This window comes from Wolbachia endosymbiont (group A) of Gymnosoma rotundatum, assembly GCF_947250765.1.
In the GTDB taxonomy this organism is placed as follows: Bacteria; Pseudomonadota; Alphaproteobacteria; order Rickettsiales; family Anaplasmataceae; genus Wolbachia; species Wolbachia pipientis.
The window spans coordinates 1,182,005-1,198,618 of sequence record NZ_OX366347.1 but is presented as its reverse complement, the minus strand read 5'-3'; the positions used below and the strand labels follow the sequence as shown (position 1 = coordinate 1,198,618).

Sequence of the window (16,614 nt, the reverse complement as noted above, 5' to 3'; positions counted from 1 at the left end):
AAAACTAAATAACTCAGCTCCTTCGCTCCATTTCCATTACAGAAACTTCTTCACTACTACGAGCTGATCCGCCCCTGTTTTCCGCATCGGTACTCTCATCCTCAGAGATCAGCTCCTTGGATTTCTCCCTTATCATCGAAACGACAGGTTCCCGCAGTTCCACGCAATAGCCCAAAATAGATTCATGCCACCTCTATGCCGGACGCCATCTATCCAGTAAACAAGCTCCCGATAGATTTATCCCAGGTTAAGTCTAACCCCTGGTTTTGACATCATCCAATTCCTTTCGACACTTTATCAGTGGTTCATTTTCATTCATCTCTCTATTTTACACATGACGCATATTTGCGCCTTTTCCATAACGCTCACTACCTTAGCTTTTTACCAAAGCAGCTTATGGTTGTTTGAAGCCTGCTCTTGTAAGCCGGCTCCGAGGGGCCCACCCCCATCTATTGCGTAGCTTTTGCACTTAGTTTGCTCTTACTTGAACATTCCTTGTGTCTCTACGGCACACTAAACTCTGGAACCTTAAAATAAATGAATTAAAGTTCCCTAAAGGTTTCTTTACTACCTCCACATACCCTATTTACCCATGAAGACAATACTTCATCATTGCTAATCTCTTTTATAGCATACTTTTCATTCCATATGCCACATCTAGTGAAATTACCTTTCTCTACTGCTTCTTGAAGTTTCACTCCCCCAAAAAGGCAGTTTTTTCCTATTTCTTCGCCTCTTTTTTGTAACTCAGCCCACATTTCCTTGTTTTCTACTCTGACTTGTACTTGATCATATTTTTTTACATCGTGGTACAATATAATATTTAGCTGACCAATGCTTGTAGGAAATTGTAATATAATAGAGCTTTCATCTGACATATCGATATAGTTTCTTATACCTCCCTTCTCGCTTTTAACCTCAACTGCATCATTACCAATTTTTAAAATATTACTTCCTAACTTTCTCAGTATTTTGGCTACCTCTACCTTGCTTCTAAGAAACTTCCCATTAGTTATTCCTGTTGAACTAAGATATAACCGAATTCCTGTGCCTTTTTGATTAAATTTTTTACAACCCTCTCTTTGTAACGTGTTTCATAATAGTCCATACCTCTTTCTACATATTCTTGTCCATACTTCAACATACTATAAAAGATACATGCTAATTTCCTTGCCGTAGCAGTAATCGCTTTTGGTGCACCTAGTCTTTTTTTTAACCTTCTACAATATGCACCTATTCCGCTATTGCTTCTTGATACACAGTGAGCAGCCATTCGAAATGCATTCGCGGCACGATTAATGACTTTACGTGTTCTTGTGCTAAACACTTTTTCCCCTGTAATTTTATTAGCAGGGCTTAGCCCCAACCACGAAGTAAAATGCTTCTCTGATCGCCATTTATTATAGTTAACACCAACTTCCGAAATGATAGTTTGTACAGTTAGTATATCCAATCCAGGAATTTTGGTAAAATCTATACCAGTTACTCGATATAATTCTTCATGCAAAGCAAAGTTTGGTTTACTTTTTCTATGCTTATTTTTCTCTTCACCTAACTTTTTACTCTCATCAGACTTTGTCTCAAATGTTTTATAATATTCTTCAATGCTCCTGTCACATTCTGCTACTTTTTCCTGATAAATATTATATAGCTCAAATTCTTGCTTTAATGTAAATAGGTGTTCTTTTCTATAGTTTCCTGCTAATGCTTTTGCAATAACAGATTTATCACTTTTTATTCGTCCATCTCTTAGTTCAGCCAATTTTTCAGGATTACTCTCACCATCTATTATTGCTTTAATAATTTGCATTCCAGTTACACCAGTTGTATCGCTTATAACTCTATGTAGTTGAATATTCATTTGTGTTAGCGCTTTTTGCATACGCAAAGTATGTGTAGAAGCATTTTCAATTAAATTTTTACGTTGCCGAACATAACTACGCAATACACACATTTGATCATCTGGCCTAAATGACCCTTGGAGTAACCCGTAACTGTGTAGTTGTTGAATCCATTGACAATCTTGCACATCTGATTTTCTCCCAGGTACATTTTTAACATGTTTTGCGTTTACCAGTTTTACTTCAAATCCGTGTGATTCAAGTACTTGAAACAAAGGAATCCAGTACACTCCTGTTGACTCCATGGCTACTGTATTAACTTTACATTTTTTCAACCATTTTGCTATGTTGTAGAGATCTTCCGTAAAGCAGCTAAATTTTTGTATACGTTGTTCATCGCTTCCTTCGGGTACACATACATAATGTACAGCCGAGCCAACATCGATTCCTGCTGCATTAGGATTCGTTATCTCTAATTTACTTTTGACCTTTGCCATTTTTAATCTCCATTATATAATAATCCATAGTTGAGAAGTGCTTAAGCTTGGGACGGTTGAGTTATACATTCTTCTAATCGAGGTAGCCCAAAAGGCTCCATCAGTGGTTTGACCGTTCCTCCAAAGCCACGCTATTCTACGGGCACTTAAGGCACCATTGCACAGTTCGGCTATAACTGCAAAAAGCTCTTCTCTACAAAATTATATATAAAATTTGCCACACACTCAGCTAGGAAGTTTCTTTTTGGTTTGACAGGTTTTATCTGTCCGGCGCTATTATCAGAAAATTCTATATATGATGTTGTATTGTCTATCTCGAGATCTATTAAGGATCCTTCTTGAACAGCACTTTCGCCAGCTTTTTCTAGTTCTTCTAGTTGCTTATCTATCTGTAGCTGAACTTCTGGTTGTAGCTCATCATAGATTTCACCTATCAGTTTATTCTGTAGTAGAGTATCATGAAACTCTGCACCGCTTAACATTAATTTACGTATTACCTTTTTACGATCAACCTTATCAAATTTATGAAAATGTGTACCTAATACTACATACTCTGAGAAACTCCATTCCCCATCATTACATGCATTTAGCCTTGTTCCATCACCTATTACTTCATCTATAACTTTGTTCATCTCTTTTGGGGTTTTTGCTTTTACCACTCCACTCTTAAACCAGCTCAACTTTTCACTTTCGCTTATACTTGGCTTTATTTTTTGCAAGGCGGAGGTAAATGGATTTTTATCTTCTTGATCACTTGCAGGTTTTGTGCCATAAACATAGTCAAATCCTTTCCCACAGTTGATTTTGTTTTCGCGAACTTCTCTACCAGGGAAAGGTGCTATTTCCTCAGGCTTTTTAGCCTTATTAATTTTGCTTACAAAGGTGTTAGTACGACCTATTCCTACAATAGCATTTAACACCTCACCTTTTGATAATCTATCAAGATCAATGTTTAACTCGTAAGTACTTCCTTCTTGATCATCAAAAGGTACAATTATTTTATTAACCATATTAGCCTCCGCTATTAAATATACTTTACTAAGTCTACAACCGACTTTATTACTTTATTATTAACTTAATATATACTTTCTCATTAATTATAAGTAATAATTAATGCACTTGCAAATACTTTCTTCATTCAAGTAGTTAAACAACTCATGAAAATCTTCAAACATCTGCTTTATAACAGTCCTTGCTCTTTAAAGCTAAAATACCCAACACTTGTGATGATAATGTGATCCAGTAACCTAATCCCTATAGTCTGACAAGCTTTAGCCAAGTCTTTAGTTACAGCTTCATCCTCATCAGATGGCTTTAACCTTCCTTCTGGGTGGTTATGCGATATTATTATTGACGTCGCTTTTCTTATTAATGCCTTTCTTGTTACTTCTCTTATGTAAAAAGGTACCTTATCCACTGTACCAGTGAACACTTCTTCCCCCTTTAAACGGCACTTTTGATCAAAATATATTATTTTCATCTTTTCCTCCTCTGAATAACCAATACTCACCCTTAAATATTTTACGATGGTTTCCAAGTTATCCATTACAGGTCCTTTCTTTAACTCTTCTCTTGGTACTCTCTTTGCAGCTTCCTTTAGGCATAAAATTACTGCTACTGTAGAGTCAGTTATCCCTTCTATAGTTTTCAAGTCATCTATTTCCTGGCCTAAAACTCCTCCTATTCCAAAATTATCTATTAGCTTTCTAGCAATAATTCGAGCTTCTTCCCTGTCATGCACTGCACTTAGAAACGTTTCTATTACTTCACGATCAAGTAGAGCTTTACCGTTGCTTTCTAATGCTCTGAATTCTATTTCTTCTCTACGATCTTTCTTATTATTCATAAAAATTACCCTTCACTAATAACAAAATGTTTTTATATATTTACTGCTGTTTTTTTGTCAGCATTGGCATAAAGCCATAGCTTTTGAGTGAAGTCAAATCAATTTTTCAATCTTTTTTACTTATTTTTTCATTAAAAAGCAAAGATATTAATAGATACTGATTTTTTTATTTTAAATTTGTTGAATTTCGTCTAAAGAGATGCCTACTGTTTTTAAAATAATATTGATAGAAATTCCTTCCTTAACTAAATTCTTTGCAATTCTCATCTTTTCTACTTTCTTCACTTTCTCTTTGCAAATTTGTATGCTTTCAAACAGAGATTTTATTAGTACATGACGTAGTTCTTTGCTTTTGATCTTTTTGTATTCTTCTATTAACTTTGATAGCTCTGCTTCACTATTCTCATTTTCTGTCGTTTCTGGAAGTAGATCTGTAACACTAATTGATAGTACCTTTGCTATTTCATCTAACATTTCAAGTGAAACAGCAGCTCGTCCTTGTTCATATTCATATATTCTTTGATTTATTATGCCCACTTTACTTGCTAAATCTTCTTGAGTGTATCCTCTTCTCAACCTCCATTCTTTTATTCTTTGACCTACTTTATACGGAATAGAAATTTTTTTCTCATCATTATCATATTCATCAATAGATAAACTGGTCGTTTGAGAGATAGAAACTCCTTCCTTAACTAAACCCTTTGCCACCTCTACTTTTACTGCCTTTCCACTTTCTTCCTCACTAATACGGATGAATTTAGTTAATAAATAAAACGTTTCACGTAATTCTTGGTCCTTAATCTCTTTATGTCTTCTTACTAGATTTAATATCTCTTCTTCCTCATACCTTTCCTCATTTGATACTTCTTGTCCGCAAGCTAGATCTCTAGCAGTTGTTGATAATGCTTCTGCTAATTCATATAACTTCTTAATTGAAATTCTGCGCGTTCCTTTTTCATATTGTAGTACTACTTGATACGTTACGCCAATTTTTCCCGCTAAATCTTTTTGAGTATAACCTCGCTTTAACCTCCAGCTTTTTACATTTTGTGCTATTTGGTACCTTATCGAAATATTTGCCATAAATATTATATAGGTTAATACTACCAAACAAAAGATATACAAAAACTTCTATGTTTCAATTTTAGTTGAATATTTCTTCACAATTGTGTATAATTACCAATGCTTTTTACGTACTCTTGCTATGGCTCTTTCGAAATTTCTCGATCCAAAAAATGATATATCGTTCAAGCGCATCTTTGGTACTGAAAAAAATAAAGATATCCTTATTCACTTTCTTAATGATATTCTTGGCTTTACTGGGAAAAGCACAATAAAGGATATAGAGTTCTTAAGTACTATTCAAGACCCTGATATTGCTTCTAAAAAACAAAGCATTGTTGATGTTCTTTGTAGAGATGAAAATGGGCTGCAAGTCATAGTCGAAATGCAGGTCGCTAAAACCAAAGGCTTTGAAAAACGTGCCCAATATTACGCAGCTAAAGCTTACTCAAGACAAGCTAGTAAGGGTGATCAATATCATGACCTTAAGGAAATTATCTTTATTGCTATAGCAGATTGTATTTTATTTCCTGATAAGTCTGAGTACAAATCAAAGCATACTATTCGCGATGAAGATACTAATGAGCATGATCTAAAAGATTTTTACTTTATATTTATTGAGTTGCCTAAATTTCCAAAAACCAAAGAAGATCAGCTTTCAAGTATAGTTGAAAAATGGGTCTACTTCTTTAGATATGCAGACGAAACTAGTGAAGACGAGCTAGAGAGAATAATAGGAAGTGATCTAATAATTAAAAGAGCATATGAAGAACTAAATAGATTCAACTGGTCAGAAAAAGAATTTATTGCCTATGAACAGGAGATCAAGCGTATTCGTGATGAACAGGCTGTACTTGCTCAAAAACTCGATGATGCTACTCAAAAAGGTAGACTAGAAGGCATCCAAATCGGCCATGAAAAAGGTAAAATTGAAGGTAAAATTGAAGTTGCAAAAAATTCACTCAAGGCCGGTGTCTCCATAGATGTTATAGCTCAAATTACCGGTCTCTCTCATTCTGAAATTTTACAACTCAGGGAAAAAACATAAATACTACAACTTATTCATTTTACTTTTCAACATTTATGAAAATCTTTCCTAAGTTAGACATACCACATAATTAAGAGTCTAATGAACTGTCTAAAACAGCTATAAAGATTGCACATAGAATTATATAAATTATAGCCTTTCTTATAATAGTCCGAATGCGATAAGATATGTGTTTATGGCTATAGCAGGCCAGTAGCATATTACGGTCTGTTCGGATTATTGTAAAAAGAGCTATACTATTATAACGTTACCCAAACTTCTATATCAAAGCTACGTACTGTAAGCTCAATATGGAAAACACATCAACCATTTAGCATTTAATGTCTACTTCATCCATGTTAGTATTAGAACCATCAAACTTGCTACTGGTTGTTTCCCTAATTATTTTGGCTACCCTCACTTTAAATTTTCCACTACTTGGCTATTACCCCTTACATTATAACCTACCTATTAAGATTACCTCCAAGCTTGGTTACTCCTATCTCAGAAAGATAAGTTGATACTTCTGAATGGCTGTGAACTGAAGCATTACTTAAATAACTTTGAGGCTCTAAACTTATCTGCTGTTTTTTTGTACCATCAACTTCTAATCTACCATCTCTGTTGTGTAATATCTGCTCTATTGATTGATTTAGCAGACCCTTATTAAATTGAGCTATAAACTTGTCAAATTTCTTCGGACTTAATTTACCAGCTTCTCCGTCAGGACATGCTTTCTCTACATACGATTTTAAAATCCCTGAAATCTCATTAAATTTACCACTCATGATTTTTCCTGTAACTTCTTTCTGTATTCCCACAAAATCAATATTTAATCGATGCATTGACACACCACTTTTTAATCCAGCTTGCTCTACTACTTTCTCAAATCCCTTTGTAATATTGAGTGCATATCCCTGTGCCTCTCGTGGAGATATAGACTGATCTGCTGTAGAAATATACTTTTGACCTGTAACTTTTCTAACCAATAAATCAAGTAACATTATCGTACCATTTACATCCATTTTTGCATCTACTTGTGAGATTGGACTTGAAGTGCTTGATGTTTCCTTAGATAATGTAGGTTTAGAATTTAGTAATCCACCTACAGAGCCTTTTACCCAATCAAATAAACCATTTATCCAGGAAGATAGTTTTATTGCACTGCTTGTTGCTATTTCAGGTTGATTACTTGAATCTATAGCAAGTGGTTTTCTTGACATATGATGACGAGCATGATCTCCATGGTGATGACGGCGTTTGCGTTGTGCAGGTCTATCTTTTTCTTTATTGAGCTCTTTCTCTAAATAATTGACAACATTATTATGCCCTTTATCTCTAGCAAGATCCAGTGGTGTTTTATCATCTTTATCTTTAGCATTTATATTGGCCCCTTCGTTTATAAGGTACTTTACCACATCCAGGTAACCACCATCAGAAGCCCAGTGTAATGGTGTCCAACCGTCCTTGTCAATCTCATTAATACTTACCCCTTTACTGAGAAGAAGTTCTATAATGTTTTTATTATCGTGCTCAGCAGCAATGTGGATAGGCTCTCTGCCATAAACGTTTTTAGCATTGATACTAGCACCTTCTTTTACTAAAAACTCTGCAGCCTGTAGGTGACCAAACCTGGCAGCATAGTGTAAAGGTGCCCAATCATATTTATCAGTATCGTTAACACTCACTTCCTTGCTGAGAAGAAACTCTATAATATCCTTGTGATTTTTTTCAGCAGCAATATGTATAGGTTTTCTATCTAAAATGCCCACATCTATAGCATTAACATTAGCGCCCTGACTAACAAATTTTCTGACCTCAGAGAGATCTCCATTTTCTGTAGCAGTCAATAATTTTTTGTCTAATTGTGTTTGTTTTAAAAATTCTACTATGTCTGTGTAATTACCACGAATAGCCAAGTCTAAAGGTGCCTGATTATGAGTATCCTTAACCTCAGTGTCAGCACCTCTATTAAGAAGAAGTTTAACTGTACTTAACCTATTCTCTAGTATAGCTCTGTATAAAGGTGAACGACCATCATTGTCTCTATCATTAATAGCACTTGGATCTTTATCCAAAAAAAACTCAACTACTTCAAGCTTACGACTAAACTGGGCAGCTACATGTAACGGAATACTACCGTAAATATCTTTAGCTCTAATACTAGCACCGTTATCAAAAAGAAACTCACCTATATCCAGCTTATTGTAAGAAGCAGCAAAATGTAAAGCTCTCCAACCATACTTGTCTTGAGCTTCAGTATTTGCACCATTGCGAATGAGAATTCTGACAATATCAAGATTCCCTTCCATCACAGCGAAATGCAAAATTGATTCACCGTTCTCATTTTGAGCATTAATGCTAGCACCTTGATCAATAAGCTCTTTAACTTTACCAAGATTATTTTGCTTTACAGCATCAAACAGCTGCTCAGTTGATAAAACTAATTTTTCTTTATTAAATTCCACTATAACATCTTCTGAGTTACAAATAGAAGCTATACACTTTGAGTTAGAAACTATTGCATCATTAAAATCGAACATCATTTCCCTTGCTGGTTGATAAGTATTCCAGTTTTCTACTTTTACAAAAGTGTTATTTTTATGTGATAGCAATAAGGTATCATTCATAACTCTCATACCGAAATCTAATATAGATTTACCTTGCAAATCAATCAGACCAATATCATTCTTATTAATAGGTTGATTATGATAAATCTGTAATCCTTGTTCATCTGGCTTGTAATACCTCAAAGAACTAAAATCATCAGCTCTTTCTCCAAATTCTTCTGGTTCGATAATTCTATCATTTAGCTCTATAGATAAATCCCAATTTTTCTGAATAGAAGAATAATAATTCGATATTGATAATGCTCCTCTATCTGATAACAATAGCAAATCATTATTTAGCTTCAAAAAAAGCACCTTGTCTGAATCAAATGTAAAACAATTATGATGATTTAAAAGGTCAGTGCCATTAACACTAAATCTTCCATCTACTTTCAAGCTATGAGAGCAATAATCTCGCTCTAATTCTCCATCCTGAAGTTTGTAATATTCTTGCCCATCAAATGTAACTGTGACATCTTTATAATCTGGTAGCAAGGTTACATTTAGGCCATTTTTATTAATCTTTATTTCTCCTTTTTTATTTTCTATAAATGGTATATCATTTAATGTACAATTTAATTGGCTAAAATCTAATATACCATTTGCTTGAGCAATCGTAATATTAACGTTTCTGTTATCGAAAAGATAAAGATGACTTATATTACTTGGAGCTTCCCAGTAAAAATTATGATGTTCTTTATCAGGATAAAAAATATGATTACTGGAACTACCTATAGTACTATGATAATTAGCACTTGATAATTGCTTTGTAATATTAAAGTTTGAATTGTCTATCTTTCGTAAATTATCTAATTCATCATCATTACTCAAGCTTTTTGTCACATGCAAGTTTGTTACTACGCCAGTCTTATCATCTATTTTTGTTGGTGTTACAAATAAACCATCTGCTGTTTTTACTGATGTTTGTTTATCTACACTTATAAAAGCTCCACTTTTATTGTAGATATTTGTTATATTATTAGCATGAGTCATACTACCTATATCACTAAAATTTATCGGCAATAATACTAAGCCTTTCCCATAAATAGAATCACCAAAATAACCCTTTATTGCAGTAAAGTTTTTTGCTGTTATTACATCATTTCCACCTTTACCGTCTACATAACCTGCATGAGAAACTTCTATATGATTAGCTTTGCTACTGCCAATGAGAGAGTGTATATTCTCTGAATCTGCAAAATTACCTCGTGTTACAACTATATTATTTTGTCCAGTAGAAGATCTCCCTAAATTACATACAAAATTATCCTTTGCTATGTAGAAGAAATTTGTTCCTTGTTTATGAATATCACAATTACTTAACTGATCTGTAAAATAATACCTGTTCTGTACACTAGACCCATGATTATTGATTCCATAACTATTAAGTAGTATATTCTTACCATTAAAAATAACATCAATAGTATAATTAGAAGTCACATTTATAAAAGCATCATTATTAGGTATGTAAAACAACATATTTGCAGGCAGCCTAGAAGAACTGCTTTTACTATACAGAATTGCATTCTGGCAACCAGGCAGATACTCTTTTAAAGAAACTTTTTTCACTGTTGTAGACAATACCATATTCTCATACTCTGATCTGTAACCGCATTGTGTCACACCTTCTACTCTTTGTAAGGTTTTTTCACTTATCACTGTTAGATCAGTATCATCCCCTTTAGGACCACAAATAGCACTATAATTTTTCATTGTACTTGGAAGAAGCCTGCTAATATGGTTGTTACCATTCTTTACATTGAGAGAGATATCTGAAATACGCGTTATCAATTCAAAATCAAATTTATTATCAACTATTCTTGTATGACGGAAACAAGGAGTTATTCCCAAATACGTAGAAGCATCATCTGATTGCATCACCTCTCTTTTCCTCCTGAAAATAGAACCATCAAGGTATTTTTCTTCTGTAAGAAGTATAGAAGGTAATGATATGGCTATTTTATCATAACTACCCTTAAATTGATCTAAGATCTTTGATATATACTGTTTATATATTTCTTCTGCTTGCAGATCGTTTCCTATATAATCTGGCAATTTTTTACTAAGAAAGAAATCCCAATAAAAGTCATGTTTCTCTTGATCTGTAAGTTTTATATGTTCTTCTAATTTTTCTACTTCAAGTCCTGCTTCTACAAATTGTGCTATAATGATTACAGCAACTGAAATAGCAGCGCCAACCGGACCGGCAAATTCTCCTACTATTCCAGTTTCTAGACCTGCTACTGACATTGTTTCTGTAACAATTGCAGGTACATCTGCAGCTATAAAAATGGAATTAGTTGCGATGTTTAGGTCAGCAATCTTCATATCTATAGGATCTGTCGCACTCTGACGAGCTTTTATTGATTCCGCTAACCCTAAAAATGCCGCAAAATTACTTATAGCACGCCCCATAACTGGAGCAAACCCCTTCAACATCTGAGAATCAAGCTTTGTTCCCAACTCTAATATCTTTCCAGAGATTTTTTCACCAATTTTTGGCATTACCCAGAGATTTAATGCATCGTAACCTAATCCCTCTATGTCTCCATTTGCTATATGCTTACCAACTAAAAATGCTGTAAAGGCAAGACCTGCACCTTCTGCTACTTTTCCTATTTTTTCTGCTACTCCGGATCTTCTCAGAGTATTTTTCACTTCTTCTTTGTTCTCTATATTATCCTTCATTTCTTTCACAATATCCATAATCTCTGGGTCTATTGAACCTAGATCTATATCTTTAATCTTTGCTACAAATGCTTCTTCAACATTTTTATCTATAATTTCACCTTCAGATATCTTCTGAGAAACCTTGAAAAGCTGATCATAAAACTCAATATTCTTTACTCTTTCTGCTACCTTGTCAGCATTGAATAACTCTTTGATACGCTGTTCTTTTTCCTCCTCTGTAATCTTTTCTTCATCAAATGAATCCATGCAGGCCATATTTACACTTCTTTCTCTTCTTGGTTTTTTACTTGATGAATACTCTGATGATGAAGATTCTCTTTTAGAACACTTCTCAGGAGAAGAGCTACCAGAGGAGCTATGAGATACTCTAACAGGAATAAACCCTTCCTTACTCGTCCTACTTGTTAAAATAAGTTTACGCGGATCATTAGATCCTTTATCAAAAACAACACCGATAAATTTTACTTCGTCACCATCTGTTAGTGTTTTATAGGTAACACCTTCTTTGTATTCTTCATTTATTTGATCATTTGCTTCCCTCAATAAAGCTTGAGCTCCTTTGCCCTGCCTTGATGTCTTAAGTTCTAATCCTATTGGAGTATACTCCTCAGCATTTCCATCTTGAGCCACAAACTTAATACCATGAACTAGCATATCAATACGTTCCCCTCTACCAGTTTGAAACTCAGTTAAAACTAATGCTCTAGTTTCTGGTAATTCCTGTAATTTTAAGTCACTATAATAACTAAACACCCCATTCAATATTCCCTGGAAATGAGCTTCTTTATTAACGAGGCTCTTAAAAGGAAAGATTCCTTCTCCAATTTTTTCTAACAATTTATTATATTCGTCTATTGATGAAGACTGAGCATCTAATGCTTGATCAAATGTTTCTTTTAACTCACTAGAATAAGGAACTTCTTTGAAAGTACCTTGAAATCTCTCAGCTCCGTTGTTGTACTCTTGTAAAGAATTGTATTTTTCAGTCCAAATAGTAAGATATCTTTTAAAATTTGACTTGTATCTAGTATCAAAATTAAGATTTAATTCGACTATTTCCCTATTTCTCTATTTAATCTATCAAGAGGGAGCACTTCATCCAGCCCGTTCAGAACACCTTTTCTGTTAGCTTCAACAATATTTATCACATAAACCAACTTCTCTATATCCTCTGGAATGAGCACCATTGTTACAACTGCATGGCTTGCATCAAGATTAGCCGATAGTCTTTCTCTGGCTCTTTCAGCTGCTGGACGTCTAAGCCTACGAAGATTAGGATGTACTTCGGTAGGTATATTGTCTCCATAGATAAAAATGTATTTTTTGAAACCAGTTTTTAAATCTTCAATTCTATTTAACAGTAGTGATTGTCCCAGTAAAAACCTGCTAAAATAATGATTATCTCCCTTCTCCGGTGTACCAGGAAACGTATGATAAATACGCTCTAAATTATCTTTCACCTGTCCTTTTAATTCTATTGTTCCAACCCTTTGCGTATCCCAGTCATCAGCAGATTTTAGCATATCTTGAAAAAGAGGGATTATTTCTTCTCCACGATTTGATACTTTAATATCAGAGATAGGAGACGGATTATCAAGGTTGACACCAACACACAAAATGTTATCTGCAGTAGTTAAAACTCGCTGAACATTTGGTTGGAAACCTTGTGCATACCTTTCTGCTTGTTGCAAAGCCTTATCTGGAGTAGCATTAGGACGTCCTCCTGCTTTTAGCTCAATAATGATAGGAATAGAGTCTAATGCACGATCAGGACCACGAGCTAGCAGGATAATATCTGCATAACCCCTACCTGCAAATTGCTCTGGATAAACTCTAAGATTATACCTATAGTGGAAATTCATGAAAACGCCTACCATAAATCCATGATGTGCTGCTTCACGTGCACTATTATCATAGACTACTGATCCTGTATATTTAGAGTGAACATTACTAATTTTTTTGACAATTTCCTTCAAAGACCTACTAACTGCCCGTGCACGGGAACTAACCAGTTTTTCTATATTACCTTCTGGATTACTCCATATTCCTTTTTCTACTTCATGAAATTCTTTGCTAGTAGCAGAATCAAGTATCCCTTTAGTTTCCATATCAACAAAAATACCATCCTTTCCTTTGTAGATCTGTACTAATCTGGATTTTATTCTATCTTGAATTTCATTCTTAATATTTAGGATCTCATTCTCAACGTTTCGATTTCTAATCCTACCTCTATCTATATTATTTCTTAATATGTTCTCCAACTCATTAACAGTAAACTGATGGCCACGCTTACCTTCTGAAATGGAAAATAAATCTATATTATTAATAGCGTCTTCAGCATTTCCAATTTGACCATTTTTAACAATAGCTACTTTTAAAGTTTTCGAAGTATCAAAACTAAAATAAATCTTTTTAATATTTAACTTTTCTGCAATCTTTGTATCCAGCAAAGTAGAAAAACTACCTAGGAAGAAGTGCGTAAAAAATCCTGCTTTTTTTACAGAGTGTAAATAAGATGGAATTTGATCCACAAATGACTGAAATCTCGGTTCAAAAGATCTAAAATCATCTTCTTGCTTACTTGTTTCAATTTCTGTACCTGCTTCTTCTATCAATAACTGTATCAACTCAAAATCTTGTGGCCTTCCCTTACCCATGACTTTTTTTAAACCTTTCGCAAGCTCTTTATTATTAGAGATAATTTTCCTTTCAAGACCAAAATTATAATGGTTTCGTTTACCTGGTGCACCAACATGAAATAACTGTATTTGAATATTTCCATTTTCATATCGACTTTCAGTTGCACCAGAAACACTAATCGTTGTTCTGAGCATTCCACTCATTGCTTTTATTTCAGGTTCACCTCCCCAAGCATTAGGTTTCCGCATGTTCTCTAAGTAACTCTCAAAATTGCCCTCAATAAAACCTCTAAACTCGTTTCTATGAGAACTTATATGATCAACTACTCGATTGCGAAATACATTTCTTACTAAGTTTGCAAATGTATCATCATAATTCGCAGTATCTAAATTCTGAACCAAAACTCTAACACGATCTAAATTTTGGATTACAGCTTCTTCATTTCCAAATAAAGCTTTATACCTCCTTCGAAATAAAGCTTCGTTGTTTCCCACAGGTATTAAGTAAGCCATAGTAACAGACCAAAATAAGCAACTACCATCTCCTGGAACATCAATTCTTTTAAATCTACTTTCACTTTCGGAATTAGCGTCAGACCTCCGATAACGCTTGAATTGAGAAAATTCTTTAGCTTGCTCTATATATTGTATTTTACCCGATGATTCGGTAATCTTTGAATTAACGCCTAGATGATCTGTTGGATATTGTGTTTTTAACATAAAACCTCCCTTCATTATATTATACTAAACCCACTATACCAAGCTTATTATATAACAATCAGAGATATCAATAATAAAAGCTATTTTTACCCATATGCTGGCTTATGTATATAACATTTGTATTATAATGCAACATCTTTTTGACAGAAGCTAAAGTAGTAACAAGAAACCACCACCTGCTTTATAGAATTGCCTTATAATACTTCTCAATTACCCAAACCTAATTGCTCACATGCTTTGCTTAATTTAACCTCAGTTAAGCTAGTAAGCTCTTCAGCTGTAGACTTACCGTATGATAAAAATTTATTTAATGAATCAATGTCTCTTTTCTCTAACACAGATCGTATATACTCTGCTTGTCTAGAATCCATAAATTCTTTGATTTGATCAGGATTAGCTCTATCTAATATTGCCCATATTGGCTCCATATAGCCCTTTTCTACTAAAGGTGTTAATAAATTTGTACAGAAAAGAGGGGATTTATCCTCTAGTTCCTCTCTTATCACTAAAGCACGATGACTATCAAATCCTTCCTTTATCCACATATGCATAAAAAGCTTTACACTTTCGCTTGCATAAGGCTCTGAATGTTTTTTGATTTCCATGTCTAACCAGATATTATAATTGTCTTCTGAGACATCACTTGGCCCTAAGCAGTCAAACAATACTTGAAATTGATCAAAGCGAAGTGCACTTTGTAGAGTATCTAAACTACCGTAATAACCATTTTCAGCTAAATCTCTTTTTAGAAGTTCTGGATACTTATCAGGACTTATTTTGCTGAAACAAAATTCAAATATTTCAGGATAACTATTACAACGACTACCTGCTGCATACACTGCTGTTTTCATAAAGATCTCATCCTTTTTCTGTGCACCAATCTCACTTTCAGGTAATGACTTTATCTTGTTCCAGAAGAATTCCACTGCCTGCTCTTGCTTAAAACGCATAGCACATTTAAGCCCGTACTCATATGGATGACAGCCATCTAAACTTAATTTAGAAATATAACCGCTGATAAAATGTGACCAAAACTGTGCTAAAAGACCAGATCCGCAACACCTAACTAAGTGCTCATACTCCAATAGACTACTCTTACCTTGAGCTGATAGGCTTTTTTTTCTCTCCTCAAATAAAGCAATAATATCTTCTTCTAGACAGTACTGACAGGCAATAGCATACTTATCAAAGAGATTACCTGAATCTGGCGCAATTAACTTTTTGCCTACCACTTGCCTATCAAGCTTAACTCCATGTAAATTGTCTATTTTTTTCCAACAATCCTCACTAGATAGCACTTGTGCAAGAAAATTACGTCCTTTCTGGCCACTTTTCTGGTGTAAACGCCAATTTGCATAGCACCAGCGTTCAATTTGAAAAAGCTTAGACGCTCTATAGGGATCATCCTCTTTAATAGACGAAAATAAAACTTTTGGAATATCTGAACGCAACATAGCAACCACCTTATTAATTAGACTAGTAATTATATTTTAAGTGTAGTATTCTACCTTTAAAACTTGTCAATCACTATTTTAAGAAAAATTTTCTAACCCAAATTAGTTTTCGGCAAAAGTCTCTTAAGAAGCTAGATATGGGATTTTTGTTTACCTTTAAATTCTGTTTTTTATAAGTCTACCTTAATTATTATTCTAAAATAAACTGATGTTAATTTAGCAATATAT

General features: G+C 34.1%; 8 protein-coding genes and 2 pseudogenes. 1 reads left to right on the top strand and 9 read right to left on the bottom strand.

What is annotated here, in order from left to right:
- Positions 1 to 542: 542 nt before the first annotated feature.
- From OOK97_RS05960 to wmk, 5 genes and pseudogenes are all read right to left on the bottom strand, one after another.
- A pseudogene (locus OOK97_RS05960) lies at positions 543 to 992 on the bottom strand (hypothetical protein); the annotation flags it as partial.
- A gap of 20 nt (positions 993 to 1,012) precedes the next feature.
- A complete protein-coding gene (locus tag OOK97_RS05955; RefSeq protein ID WP_172758466.1) occupies positions 1,013 to 2,338 on the bottom strand; it encodes an IS110 family RNA-guided transposase in 1,326 nt (441 codons plus the stop codon).
- Positions 2,339 to 2,589: 251 nt separating this feature from the next.
- A pseudogene (locus OOK97_RS05950) lies at positions 2,590 to 3,348 on the bottom strand (hypothetical protein); the annotation flags it as partial.
- Positions 3,349 to 3,518: 170 nt separating this feature from the next.
- The gene (locus tag OOK97_RS05945) at positions 3,519 to 4,184 is read right to left on the bottom strand and encodes a JAB domain-containing protein (RefSeq protein ID WP_143688756.1); all 666 of its coding nucleotides are present in this window, start codon (positions 4,182 to 4,184) and stop codon (positions 3,519 to 3,521) included.
- Positions 4,185 to 4,355: 171 nt separating this feature from the next.
- Entirely contained in the window at positions 4,356 to 5,267 is a 912-nt protein-coding gene (wmk, locus tag OOK97_RS05940; RefSeq protein ID WP_264705183.1) for a WO male-killing family protein Wmk, read from the bottom strand.
- A 121-nt stretch (positions 5,268 to 5,388) separates the two neighbouring features.
- Between wmk and OOK97_RS05935 the strand changes: the two genes are divergently transcribed.
- Complete coding sequence (locus OOK97_RS05935; protein ID WP_264705182.1) at positions 5,389 to 6,294, top strand: Rpn family recombination-promoting nuclease/putative transposase; 906 nt, start codon at positions 5,389 to 5,391, stop codon at positions 6,292 to 6,294.
- Between the two features lie 70 nt (positions 6,295 to 6,364).
- On the opposite strand, the gene OOK97_RS05930 is transcribed toward OOK97_RS05935, so the two are convergent.
- The 4 genes from OOK97_RS05930 to OOK97_RS05915 form a co-directional block, all read right to left on the bottom strand.
- Complete coding sequence (locus OOK97_RS05930) at positions 6,365 to 6,493, bottom strand: hypothetical protein (protein WP_264705181.1); 129 nt, start codon at positions 6,491 to 6,493, stop codon at positions 6,365 to 6,367.
- Between the two features lie 244 nt (positions 6,494 to 6,737).
- On the bottom strand, positions 6,738 to 12,410 hold the full coding sequence (locus tag OOK97_RS05925) for an ankyrin repeat domain-containing protein (protein ID WP_264705180.1): 5,673 nt from the start codon (positions 12,408 to 12,410) through the stop codon (positions 6,738 to 6,740).
- A 215-nt stretch (positions 12,411 to 12,625) separates the two neighbouring features.
- Complete coding sequence (locus OOK97_RS05920) at positions 12,626 to 14,932, bottom strand: OTU domain-containing protein (protein WP_264705179.1); 2,307 nt, start codon at positions 14,930 to 14,932, stop codon at positions 12,626 to 12,628.
- A 206-nt stretch (positions 14,933 to 15,138) separates the two neighbouring features.
- Positions 15,139 to 16,386: a hypothetical protein gene (locus tag OOK97_RS05915; RefSeq protein WP_264705178.1), complete on the bottom strand. Its 1,248-nt coding sequence runs from the start codon at positions 16,384 to 16,386 to the stop codon at positions 15,139 to 15,141.
- Positions 16,387 to 16,614: the final 228 nt, after the last annotated feature.

Bases quoted from the DNA above. Each gene is read 5' to 3' on its own strand.
- OOK97_RS05955 (WP_172758466.1), bottom strand. From the start codon at position 2,338: ATGGCAAAGGTCAAAAGTAAATTAGAGATAACGAATCCTAATGCAGCA.
- OOK97_RS05945 (WP_143688756.1), bottom strand. From the start codon at position 4,184: ATGAATAATAAGAAAGATCGTAGAGAAGAAATAGAATTCAGAGCATTA.
- wmk (WP_264705183.1), bottom strand. From the start codon at position 5,267: ATGGCAAATATTTCGATAAGGTACCAAATAGCACAAAATGTAAAAAGC.
- OOK97_RS05935 (WP_264705182.1), top strand. From the start codon at position 5,389: ATGGCTCTTTCGAAATTTCTCGATCCAAAAAATGATATATCGTTCAAG.
- OOK97_RS05930 (WP_264705181.1), bottom strand. From the start codon at position 6,493: ATGCTACTGGCCTGCTATAGCCATAAACACATATCTTATCGCATTCGG.
- OOK97_RS05920 (WP_264705179.1), bottom strand. From the start codon at position 14,932: ATGTTAAAAACACAATATCCAACAGATCATCTAGGCGTTAATTCAAAG.
- OOK97_RS05915 (WP_264705178.1), bottom strand. From the start codon at position 16,386: ATGTTGCGTTCAGATATTCCAAAAGTTTTATTTTCGTCTATTAAAGAG.